Below are 10,514 nucleotides of genomic sequence, written 5' to 3' on the forward strand. Positions count from 1 at the left end.
ATTGTGTCGATGCCGCCTTCAGGCATTGTCCTAACGTACTCGCGTAGCGCTATACGATGTATTGCCTAAGCTTATCTCCCCTCAGTTTGAAATTCAGATAGCGGATTGGGTGTTCACCCCAGACGAATTTGCGGAGTTATTTTCCCAGATGATGGCAGTGACCGTGGAGCACATTACAGCGATCGCGATCCTGAAACAGGCAGGTCATTCAGATACAGAACTCTGGCTGCCGCTCGATCTGGGGTTTAGCAAAACTGATGAGGCATCCTACTTGCCTTCCATTGAGGAGGTGACGATTGCGATCGCTCGTCACCATTCTCTAGACCCTGGTACATTAGCGGACCTGTTGGAAGCCTCCTTCTTTTCGCCTAGCGAAGACAGCGACGCGGATAGTTACGATACTCAGCAGGAAGACTTTCGGGAATCTGCTCAAGAACGATCCATTCGGGTACTCCTATCTGAAGACGAAGCCCTCAGAGCCAGGATTGAAATGGTAGTCGATCGCCACTTGCGTTGGGTAATCCCTAGCAATATGAAAGTTGAAGTGCGGGTGCTACCGATATCAGAAGCGGGGGATAGACCTTTATTTAATCGATCGGTTGAAGTAATCCATCCGTCTTCCCCAGAGCCATCCCAAGAAAGCTGAAGCAGGAGCCGCTCGGTTTCAACGAGAATTTGCTGTTTGCCGTAGCATTCCAGCCCGAGAATTCGGAGTAAACGTTTTCCGAACTGTTCTGGCAATCGAGTATGCTAAAGCATTACCTTTATTGCTCACCGTTAGAGTTCAAAGTGATGATCCACCTGTAGAAATTAGAGGTAGAAAGTAGTCCTGTAACTCTGGATCACCACTTCATCAAGGTTTTGAGATTTTAAGCAGACGTTGCCTGAGTCTACGAGAAGACTTTTTTGAAAAGATTTTTGCCAGAACCTAGTGATACAGGGGATAATGGAGCGCATCCGCTAGAATCTAGCAGTGGCAATCAACGGTGAAATTCAAGGTGGGTATGCAGCAGGCTGTTAACGCGACTTGGCTGAAAGAGTTAAGACAAGAAGCTGACCTCACACAAGAGCGGTTAGCAGTTCGGTTAGGCGTCTGTGTGTCAACAATCCGCTCCTGGGAGCGGGGACAAGTGCAGCCCACAATGACGCTGGAGCAGTGGGAAGAGTTAGCTGCGGTTGTTAATGTCCCCCTCAACGAGTTGCGAGGAAAGATTTCGCGGGTCGCGTAATGGTAGTTCGGCTGGTCTACTCGCTCTGAGCGAAGGATATCTTTTCATCGTCGGAAGTTTTTCTTGGAAGAGAGTCGGGGCGAAGGCTTACGAGGGTGTGCGTTGGCAGAACGCTCCTCCCGATGATGGACGGAAGTCACGGCAACGGTATTGCCATGACGGGGATGACGATTGTTTCTAGCATTGAGCGAAATCTTGAAGGCTTGATCGAGAGAAGGGGATTCGACTTTCTGGTCGGGTTAATGCTGCGTCCGTCCCTGACGCAGGCTCGGGACGGAAGGCTCGGTCATTTTTTCATTGAGCGTTTCGCGCTGAACCACCTCGCGATTGACCCAAGTTGCCAAGGAGAGGGCATCTCGCTCGCGAGGGTCCAACAGAAGCACGCAATTACGTCCAGTCCAGTTTTGAGGCAGATCAAAATCAACCCACAAGGCTCGCATTTTGGTGAGTTTACCCCCTAAGTCAATCCAGGCAAGTCCTTTTTCAGCCTTTAAGCCGTATTTGAGTTCATCGGCAGAGACAAAATTCTCTTCTTCCTCGTAAAAATTTTCGGTAGAAGAGCGTCCCGACTGACGCTTAGCGGTGCCATCAAACAGGGGAGAAACGGCGGAGGTGGCACTTCCTTTTGACTTTGATCGACTGGTCGATTTCTTGAGCACCGTTGTCTTGCCCAGCTATTTCGAGAGTTCAACGGAGGTGGTGTTGTCGCCAATCCGCATGGCGACCTTTAGATTCACGTTCGCCATCACCCGCTCGAAGAAGGCAGGGCTTAGTCCTAGCGAGTGATCGCTTAACCCTGCGATAGACTGTGCCCCGAATAGCAGCTCGAACCGTCCTTTACGCGCGAGTTCAAACAGATTTGCCCAGGTCGGCGAAAAGGTAGACCCTCCTTCATCAATAATCACTAGATGCGGATCTTCGAGCCGCACATTCTGGTTAAAGGTGACTTCCCCGATCGAGACTTCTAGATCTTCGCGAAACACCTTCAGCATCCGCGCTGCACCTTCCGATTCTTCTAGACGTGGCAGCATAAAGTACACAAGTTTGCCGTGCACGATCGCATCGGTGAGGCATAAATCCGAATGATTGGCACAGAAGAGTTCACCCGCGTCTCCGGCTGCAATTGAGTGCAGTTCAGACGCGATGCCTCGCACGTTATCGGTTAGCTTTTGCAGCTTCACCTGTCGTTTAAGGAAGTATGGGCGGGCAGTATGTGACACCTTGGGAAGATTCAACTCCTTACTGATTGAGAGAACGGGACAAAGACACGACCCTGAAGCTTGCAAAAACGGCAGCCTACTTCGGCTTGTACTGGGAGCCAGTCGATAGTTACAATCACGTTGGCGTTCGAAAACAACAACTATGAACACATCGTTGCCCACAAATGAAGGCACTCCTGCTGCTCAATTCCTGGATACGCCTTCCCCTTCTATGGTGATGCTACAAATGGCATCCAGCTACTGGATATCGCAGTGTATTTATGCCGCTGCCAAACTGGGAATTGCGGATTTCTTGAAAGCCGGTGAAAAAAGTTGTGATGAACTGGCAACGCTCACTCAATCCGATGCATCGTCCCTCTACCGCTTGCTCCGTGCTCTGGCAAGTGTAGGCGTATTTGCCGAGACTGAACCCAGGCAGTTTGGGCTCACGCCGTTCGCCCATTGTTTACGCAGTGATGTTCCCGAATCGATTCGGGGTGCCTCTATCATGATGGGCGACCGCGAACACTACAACAGTTGGGGCAATATTTTGCACAGTATTCAGACCGGCGAGAGTGGATTTGAAAATCTGGCGTTGCATAATAGGAAGATGAATTGAGGTCATTTGCGATGCAGTGTCCGGAATGCCAGTCCACTCATATCCGTAAGAATGGCAAGAGGAAAGGGAAACAAAATCACATTTGTGTCGATTGTGGGCGACAGTTCTTGGATCACTATGAGCCACCCCAAGGCTACTCCGATGACGTCAAACGCGAATGTTTGCTGATGTACACCAATGGCATGGGATTTCGGGCTATTGAACGGGTCAAAGGGGTGCATCACACCACAGTCATTCACTGGCTCAAGCAAGTCGGGAAGCACCTGCCTGTTGCTTACGCTCCAGAAGCAGTGCCTGACGTGGGGGAACTGGATGAACTCGAAACGTTTGTTGGATCTAAAAAAACAAAATCTGGCTCTGGACAGCTGTAGACCATTTCAGGTCTGGGATTTTAGGCTGGGTGTTAGGTGACCACAGTGCCCAAACGTTTGAGCCGTTGTGGGCAATGGTTGCCCAATGGCAATGCTACTTCTATGTGACGGATGGGTGGAGTGTTTATCCTGGCTTTATACCAGACGGTGATCAGATTGTGAGTAAGACCTACATGACCCGAGTTGAATCTGAAAACACTCGATTGCGACACTATCTGGCTCGACTGCACCGCAAGACGCTGTGCTACTCCAAATCTGAGGAAATGTTGGGGTATTCGTTGCGAAGCAGTTCCCCCTTAGGGGTAAACGATTGTTACTGCACTATCTCAAATTCTGGGATGTGCCTGTCCCAAGTTAGCTCATCCCTTCATTCAGCAACGCCGAAAATCTCTTTGGCATGAATGTGTTTGAGTATTATGCTCAAAATCCCGAACCCGCTAATGTATTTGACCAAGCCATGACGAGCTTCTCCAGTGCAGAAATTGCGGCAGTGATGGCTAGTTATGATTTCTCATCGATTCGTCGCTTGGTGGATGTGGCGGGGGGACAGGGCAGCTTCCTCACCACGATTCTGAAGGCAAATCCCCAGATGGAAGGCATTTTGTTTGATCTACCCGAAGTGATTGAACGAGCAAAGCCGCAGATCGCTCAGGAAGCCGTTGTCGATCGCTGCCAGCTAGTAGCGGGAAGTTTCTTCCAATCTGTGCCCGCTGGAGCCGATGCCTATCTGCTCAAACACATTATTCATGACTGGGATGATGAGCGGTCAATCGCTATCTTGAAAAATTGCTGCACTGCAATGGCAGAAAACGGCAGAGTGCTGGTGGTTGAACAGGTGATTCCTCCCGGCAACGCACCCTTCATGGGCAAGTTATTAGATGTGAATATGCTGGTGATGGCTCCGGGTGGCAAAGAACGCACCGAGGCGGAATATCGAGCGCTGTTTGAAGCTGTCGGATTCGAGCTGACCCAGATTGTGCCGACACAGAACTTTGTCAGCGTGGTTGAAGGGGTGAAGCGATAGAGATTGGAGTTGCTGTCGAGGGTGCGATTGGCTTACGCATTGCCCCGCACGATCTGTCGATTAAAAGTTGTTTGTCGGTTTAACAGATTGATATTATCCAAAGAGAAAATCTTACACGTAAAGTTCTCAGTTGAAGTGATTGCTAATCCTAGCTTGTGAGGGATGCTGGGAGAATTACACCTCATTGAGCCAACTTGATGATGCAGGTTATGAGCGGACGCCATTCATCTGTTAAAGCGATAAATAATCTGTTAGCCGACATCTTGCCTTATCATCTCTGTGGCACAACCCAAAAATCACCTCAAAAGTGAGCCAGGTTCGCTCACAGCGAACCTGGCGGTCAAATCATCACAGCCCGTAACAAACGGCTGTCTGTCGAGTGCCGGTGCTCTATAGTGTACTTATCAAAAGCCCTGTACCGAACCCGCTACACAGAAGGTTAATTCGATCCCTTGTTGATCCGAAAAATTAACTGTTGCTGATGAGCTATGCCGCCCCGCACTGAGAATTAAGTGGAGCGTAGAAAAATGATTACCCAAGCAACCAGAACCGAGATAAAAAACCTGACAGAGTTTAACAGCGAGACGCTTTTTGGAGCTACCATCACTCGATTGTTGTCCCATGGAAAGCTTTCTACTATCGGTTTCGATCATGTGAGAATTGCCAAGGGGTCTTCGTTGAAGCCACACATTCATGCAGCCTCTGAAGCCTTTGTTTATATTCTAGAAGGAACTGGTGTAGTCACTCTAGAGAACAGAAATTATTGGGTTAGAGCCGGCGATACAATTTACGTTCCTGCCGGAGTTAGCCACGGCTTTAGTACGCCTAATGAAGATGTTGTATTACTCTCGGTACAATCGCCCCCTATCTACCGGGAGGAAAAAGCACCAGATATAAATTTCAGCAGCAGCTCACCATAGCCTCACTTGCGAATTGTGATTTTGACTAATTTTTGGACAATTGCGCTGCTTAACCCCTGATTTTTACGTTAGCCCGAAAAGCTAAGTTTTGCTCGTTCTGCCCTGAACTCTCCTGTTTCTGAGGTCAGGGCTTCCCATTCAGTTTACCAAGTTGGAGGGAAAGATTCGGGCTAAGTGACTAAATTTGGGATCCTAGGCGGAAACTTTCAGTCCAAATAATAGTTTTGCTGCGGCGTGCGGCTTTGCTACCTGCGTTAAACCTAAACCATGAACTCAGAAACAAATGAACCAAGTCCAGAAGAACTCGAACGGCGTAAACGATGGTTCGAGTGGTACATGGACGGATTAGAAAATCATTTCGTTATGGAGCCACAACGGGAAGAGGCTGATTACCGTTGCCCATGCTGCGGTTGTAAAACACTAGGTGAGCGCGGCGGATATGAAATCTGCTCCGTCTGTTTCTGGGAAGATGATGGACAAGATGAACAAGACGCCGATGTACTTCGAGGCGGGCTAAACGGTTGGCTCAACCTTACGCAAGCTAGAACCAACTATCGAGAGTTTGGCGCCTGTGAGAGACGCTTCATCAAGAACGTCAGAAAGCCGCTCGCGGAAGAAGTGTAGGCATGAGGCACCAACCGCAGCATAACCAGTCGTTGCAGTCGACGCCTCACACTCCGTTCGTTCCTCACTGCGCTTCAGGCGCGGCTGAACTCAGCGTTAGACGGCTTCGTTTCTCGGTTGGGGGCGTAGTTGTAAGCTATCTGTGTAAGCCGATATCAACTACCGCTACTAATCTTGATGTGATACGTTGAAATTGCCAATTAGAGTAAAGGCCGTGATCAGCAGGTCAAATAAGGACTCTCGAAAACGGAAGCGGCTTTTAACTGTTATGACAGCGGTGCTTGCACTTGCTTACTTGTCAACCTGTTTATTTCTACTTGTATGGCAGCGTAGTCTAATTTATCGCCCGGCATTAGAACTGTCGCTGCGACCTGATGCCTCAGACTTCAACCTCCCCTACGAAGATGCCTCGATACCAATTTCAGGTTCTCAAGCACGACTACACGGCTGGTGGATTCCTGCTTCTGCAAAATCAGAAAACGTTGTTCTCTTACCTAATGAACCTACCAACATTCTGACTTCTCCCAAAGTGATGCTATATCTTTGTGGGGTTGGGCGAAACATGGGGGACTGCAATTATCTGGCTCGCGTGTCAGCCTTTCGGCAGCTAGGTTTTTCGGTACTGGTGTTTGGCTATCGAGGGCATGGTCTGAGTGAGGGAGATTTTCCCAGTGAGTCGTAGGTTTATCAGGACAGCCAAGCCGCATGGAATTACTTGCGGAATGTGCGTCGGATACCACCAGAGCAAATCTTGATTTATGGCGAGTCTCTAGGAGGAGCGATCTCGCTGGACTTAGCGATAAGACATCCAGAAGCAGGTGGGTTAATCATGCAAAGTTCATTTACCTCGATGCTAGAGGCGATTGGGCACAGAAAAGTTCTCCAGATTTTCCCGGTTGGGTTGCTTCTGACGGAGCAATTTGATTCGCTGTCCAAAGTGCGATCGCTTCGGGTTCCTGTTTTGTTTCTGCACGGCAGTGCTGATTCAGTTGTACCGTCTGAGATGAGCCAACGTCTATATGATGCTGCTCCTGAGCCAAAACAATTGTTGATTATCTCTGGTGCGGATCATGTAAGAATTTATCAGCCAGGGGAGCAGTCATACCTAAAAGCCATTCAAAGATTTATTGAGTTAGTGCAACAGCAAAACATCAGCCAACCGCCTAACGATTCTGGTGCAGTGGATTGAATGAAATTGCTTGTGGTGTTGCAAAATTATTGGCAACCGCTGACCAGAACCATTAGCTTTTACTCTAGAAGCGGAATTGCTTGATATCTATCAAATCTGTTAGGTACATAAATAAAGGAAAGGAGTCGCCGCTTTGAAAGAATGGAAACGATCTCTACGTATTAGCCTCAAGTACGCTAGGAGCCTGCTTCGTGGCTACCCTTTTTTTTATGCTCGGCAACAAACTCCTCATCAGTCATATCTTTACCCTCATTTATGGTGTGATTCCGTCACAGCCATCCCAAAGCGTGGTAGTCCAGAAATTCGGAAAAATCGTGTCATAAACTTGCAACTGGCTGCAAGCAAAATTCACCAACTTCAACTTAATCCTGGGCAAATCTTCAGCTTCTGTAACTGCGTAGGCGATCCAACCTTAAGTAATGGGTTTAAGGCAGGACCCGTGTTTGTGCGCGGTCAAGTGCAGACGGGAGTTGGTGGCGGACTATGCTTAATTGCTACCAACCTGTTTCATACGTTTTTGGTTTCAGGTTGCCAGATCCTGGAGCGACATTGCCATAGCATCGATGCTTACGGGAGCGATCGCTTTTACCAGCTTGGTCAAGATGCTTCGATCTCCTATGGCTATAAAGACTTGATCGTCCGAAATCACAGTGCTGTGGCACTACAGTTGCGCTTACAAGTACTGCCAGAGACGGGTCAAGTAATCTCTAGCTTATGGGGACAGTCTCCTTGCCCATGGAAGGTTAAAGTTGACTCTGTGGTTTTGCAAGAGTTGTTATCTCCTTCAGCAAATAACGTTTCTGGTTGGATCGTTGAAACTCGACGCTCTGTGCGTGATCGAGCAGACAATTCGAGAGTAAGGACTAGATCGAAAACCATGACTGAAGAACTTCCATGGCAACTTAATTACCGCGCCATTAGTTTTTACAAACCCTGTACTGAAAGCAGTTTGGAGACCACTGGTAAGAGCGATGAAATAGAGCAATGAGATAATATAAGCAATGCCTATGAAAGCGATGTCATCATTTGTGGAAGCTTTTGATGGCAAAAACCAGCTAACAAGTCGATGAAGCGGACTGTTGAGGGATCTTTAGTGAGGGTGCGAACGTTGTCAGCTGCCGCTTATCTTGGTATTAGACGGCAAGGGGCTCCGGGAAGAACTAGGTTACTGGGGTGAGCAGGTACATGTATGCGCTATTTGCCATTAAAGAAACTGCTGATTGGGGAACTTAGTTGGAAGAGGTTAGTGCGATCGTTGCTATTTATTTACGCTTTTTTTGCGCTCTATGTCTTTTTTCGAGCGGATAGCATGATCTTTTTACCTCAGCCTGCTACCTACCAGAATACAAAAGATATTCTTAGAATCCCTGTCGCTGGTACTGAAAAGATATCAGCAGTATATTTGCCGAATGCTGAAGCTGCCTATACTCTCCTCTATATTCATGGAAATGCAGAAGATCTAGGGGATATTCGCCCTGTGTTAGAACGCCTGAATAGCTGGGGATTTAGTGTTTTTGCTTATGACTATCGAGGTTACGGAACCAGCGATGGTAAGCCAAGCGAGGATAATGCTTATCAAGATGCTGATGTTGCTTATAGATATCTGACGCAACAACTCAAAATACCGCCTGAGCAGATCATCCTATACGGTCGATCGATAGGAGGAGGATCAGCGACCGACCTAGCATCTCGGCATTCTGTTGGTGGTTTGATTTTAGAGAGTACATTCACATCTGCATTCCGGGTCGTTGTACCGTTTTCCTTACTCCCCTTTGACAAGTTCTCTAACCTCGACAAACTGCCAAAAGTTCGTTGCCCTATTCTTGTGATGCATGGTCAAGCTGACCAAACCATTCCGATTCAGCATAGTCAAACCCTCTACAACGCTGCGTCTGAACCCAAAATGTCTCTTTGGGTAGCAGGGGCAGGACATGATGATTTCACTTGGGTAGCAGGTGAGCGCCATCAACAAACTCTATTGTCCTTTCAGCAACTTGTCGACGAAACATATCCACAGAAATAAGTTGCATCAGAAGCAGTATGAAGTAGCACAAGATAACAAATCGATGGAGCGGATTTTTAAGATCATGGTGCTTCGCTTAAGACTGTCTACCACCGCTCATCTCATCCGTTATCGCTGAATTCACTCTTTTAAATCTTGGTTAACTGCCGCACCCGGCAGAAGTTCAATTTTAGAGAAACGCTTCTCATACCAAATCAATTAATACCAACTACAGATAGTCCGGGCAATTTTTGACAAGTTAGCTGCACCCACGATCGCAGCCGTCACCCCCACCTCACCGTCTTACTCTTTGTTGTACGGGTAAGCCACCTGCTTAAACGGCCAGACCTCCGTCATCCACTGGCGCACAAATGCGCCCAGGTCTGCTTCTAAGCCCGACGCTAATTCACTGCTGCGAATCCAGTAAGCAACCTGCGCATCCATCTCTGCCCCGGCTGGTGGATCAATGTAAACGCAGCCCAACAGCCGCGCTTCATCTAGCGACATGACCGCATAGTTGAATGAGGAGCGGAGCTGAAACTCCTTTTGGTGCCAACCTAAATCAATCAGATCTTGCTCGATCGTCATAGCTGCAGATGGCCATCCCCATGCTGCTCCAAAGCGGGCCCACAGATGCTCGCGACTAGACATGACCGCGTCAAAATCTTTGATCACGTCGTGAATAGTAATGGAGCGAAGGCAGAATTGGTGGGTCACAACCCGTCTGGGAACGGTAAATGAGCGTGGAAGAAACGACATCCTATCCTCAACGTTTTGCCCTACTCCTGTATAGAACCCATTTGAGATCTAATCCTGAAACTACAAGCCTTGCAGCTAGCTGGTTTTCTCCATTTTCTGGCAGAAAACGGTTTTGCTAGGAAGGCTCTACCATTGATCGCAGAGTAACGGCTTCCTTCAAAGCCAAGTATCACGGGAAAAGATCTCAAATGGGTTCTATAGGACGAGTGAACTCATTTTCGCATGGAAATTATAGACATCACAAAACCGCCTAGAGGAGGCAGGTAGAGCTTGAAACTTCCTTTTATCTAAAATAAGAAATTATGCCGGATAGGCAGTGTGTCGCATCCCTTTGTTTAGGCAAAGTTGGTAAGCTTCTCCGTCAAAATTATTCCTGAAAAGTTTGTAGCGAGTCGTAAACTCGAGCCAATTTCCGGCTCTCTGATCGTGAATCCCGACTTTGCGGCATCTGCCGCAAGCGAACTGATGTAAACCATCGTTTCATGCATTGCTTCAACCCCTCGAATGCCAGTGCGTTCCACTCGTACCAAGTGGATCAATACATGCTACAGATAATAGCAGTCGCGTTTGAGGCAAAG

The 10,514-nt window shown here is 48.1% G+C and carries 12 protein-coding genes and 2 pseudogenes; 11 read left to right on the forward strand and 3 right to left on the reverse strand.

The window, feature by feature from the left end; all coding sequences use genetic code 11:
* Window positions 1–61: 61 nt before the first annotated feature.
* Together AC5I6P_RS21745 and AC5I6P_RS21750 are read left to right on the forward strand one after the other, a co-directional pair.
* Window positions 62–646 carry a hypothetical protein gene (locus AC5I6P_RS21745; protein WP_495695856.1) on the forward strand — a complete coding sequence of 195 codons (585 nt, stop codon included), beginning with the start codon at window positions 62–64 and terminating at the stop codon, window positions 644–646.
* Window positions 647–1,004: 358 nt separating this feature from the next.
* On the forward strand, window positions 1,005–1,229 hold the full coding sequence (locus tag AC5I6P_RS21750; RefSeq protein WP_495695857.1) for a helix-turn-helix transcriptional regulator: 225 nt from the start codon (window positions 1,005–1,007) through the stop codon (window positions 1,227–1,229).
* A 239-nt stretch (window positions 1,230–1,468) separates the two neighbouring features.
* On the opposite strand, the gene AC5I6P_RS21755 is transcribed toward AC5I6P_RS21750, so the two are convergent.
* Together AC5I6P_RS21755 and AC5I6P_RS21760 are read right to left on the reverse strand one after the other, a co-directional pair.
* Complete coding sequence (locus AC5I6P_RS21755) at window positions 1,469–1,888, reverse strand: hypothetical protein (protein WP_495695858.1); 420 nt, start codon at window positions 1,886–1,888, stop codon at window positions 1,469–1,471.
* 15 nt (window positions 1,889–1,903) lie between these two features.
* Entirely contained in the window at window positions 1,904–2,449 is a 546-nt protein-coding gene (locus tag AC5I6P_RS21760) for a type IV secretory system conjugative DNA transfer family protein (protein ID WP_495695859.1), read from the reverse strand.
* A gap of 142 nt (window positions 2,450–2,591) precedes the next feature.
* On the opposite strand from AC5I6P_RS21760, the gene AC5I6P_RS21765 reads away from it, so the two are divergent.
* From AC5I6P_RS21765 to AC5I6P_RS21805, 9 genes and pseudogenes are all read left to right on the forward strand, one after another.
* Entirely contained in the window at window positions 2,592–3,047 is a 456-nt protein-coding gene (locus AC5I6P_RS21765) for a methyltransferase family protein (protein ID WP_495695860.1), read from the forward strand.
* An 11-nt stretch (window positions 3,048–3,058) separates the two neighbouring features.
* A pseudogene (locus tag AC5I6P_RS21770) lies at window positions 3,059–3,776 on the forward strand (IS1 family transposase).
* A gap of 39 nt (window positions 3,777–3,815) precedes the next feature.
* A complete protein-coding gene (locus AC5I6P_RS21775) occupies window positions 3,816–4,442 on the forward strand; it encodes a methyltransferase (RefSeq protein WP_495695861.1) in 627 nt (208 codons plus the stop codon).
* A gap of 527 nt (window positions 4,443–4,969) precedes the next feature.
* A complete protein-coding gene (locus tag AC5I6P_RS21780) occupies window positions 4,970–5,362 on the forward strand; it encodes a cupin domain-containing protein (RefSeq protein ID WP_495695862.1) in 393 nt (130 codons plus the stop codon).
* A 267-nt stretch (window positions 5,363–5,629) separates the two neighbouring features.
* On the forward strand, window positions 5,630–5,986 hold the full coding sequence (locus AC5I6P_RS21785; RefSeq protein ID WP_495695863.1) for a CPCC family cysteine-rich protein: 357 nt from the start codon (window positions 5,630–5,632) through the stop codon (window positions 5,984–5,986).
* 268 nt (window positions 5,987–6,254) lie between these two features.
* Window positions 6,255–6,668 (forward strand): hypothetical protein, encoded by a 414-nt coding sequence (locus AC5I6P_RS21790; protein WP_495695864.1) that lies wholly within the window; start codon window positions 6,255–6,257, stop codon window positions 6,666–6,668.
* 15 nt (window positions 6,669–6,683) lie between these two features.
* Window positions 6,684–7,175, forward strand: a pseudogene (locus AC5I6P_RS21795) (alpha/beta hydrolase); the annotation flags it as partial.
* A gap of 133 nt (window positions 7,176–7,308) precedes the next feature.
* Complete coding sequence (locus AC5I6P_RS21800) at window positions 7,309–8,163, forward strand: VanW family protein (protein ID WP_495695865.1); 855 nt, start codon at window positions 7,309–7,311, stop codon at window positions 8,161–8,163.
* A 201-nt stretch (window positions 8,164–8,364) separates the two neighbouring features.
* On the forward strand, window positions 8,365–9,198 hold the full coding sequence (locus AC5I6P_RS21805; RefSeq protein ID WP_495695866.1) for an alpha/beta hydrolase: 834 nt from the start codon (window positions 8,365–8,367) through the stop codon (window positions 9,196–9,198).
* 282 nt (window positions 9,199–9,480) lie between these two features.
* On the opposite strand, the gene AC5I6P_RS21810 is transcribed toward AC5I6P_RS21805, so the two are convergent.
* Window positions 9,481–9,936: a GNAT family N-acetyltransferase gene (locus AC5I6P_RS21810; protein WP_495695867.1), complete on the reverse strand. Its 456-nt coding sequence runs from the start codon at window positions 9,934–9,936 to the stop codon at window positions 9,481–9,483.
* Window positions 9,937–10,514: the final 578 nt, after the last annotated feature.

The organism is Myxacorys sp. (assembly GCF_059501405.1).

Excerpts from the sequence above, each read along its gene's own strand:
- AC5I6P_RS21790 (WP_495695864.1), top strand. The coding sequence starts at position 6,255 with ATGACAGCGGTGCTTGCACTTGCTTACTTGTCAACCTGTTTATTTCTA.
- AC5I6P_RS21775 (WP_495695861.1), top strand. The coding sequence starts at position 3,816 with ATGAATGTGTTTGAGTATTATGCTCAAAATCCCGAACCCGCTAATGTA.
- AC5I6P_RS21780 (WP_495695862.1), top strand. The coding sequence starts at position 4,970 with ATGATTACCCAAGCAACCAGAACCGAGATAAAAAACCTGACAGAGTTT.
- AC5I6P_RS21810 (WP_495695867.1), bottom strand. The coding sequence starts at position 9,936 with ATGTCGTTTCTTCCACGCTCATTTACCGTTCCCAGACGGGTTGTGACC.
- AC5I6P_RS21765 (WP_495695860.1), top strand. The coding sequence starts at position 2,592 with ATGAACACATCGTTGCCCACAAATGAAGGCACTCCTGCTGCTCAATTC.
- AC5I6P_RS21805 (WP_495695866.1), top strand. The coding sequence starts at position 8,365 with ATGCGCTATTTGCCATTAAAGAAACTGCTGATTGGGGAACTTAGTTGG.
- AC5I6P_RS21750 (WP_495695857.1), top strand. The coding sequence starts at position 1,005 with ATGCAGCAGGCTGTTAACGCGACTTGGCTGAAAGAGTTAAGACAAGAA.
- AC5I6P_RS21785 (WP_495695863.1), top strand. The coding sequence starts at position 5,630 with ATGAACTCAGAAACAAATGAACCAAGTCCAGAAGAACTCGAACGGCGT.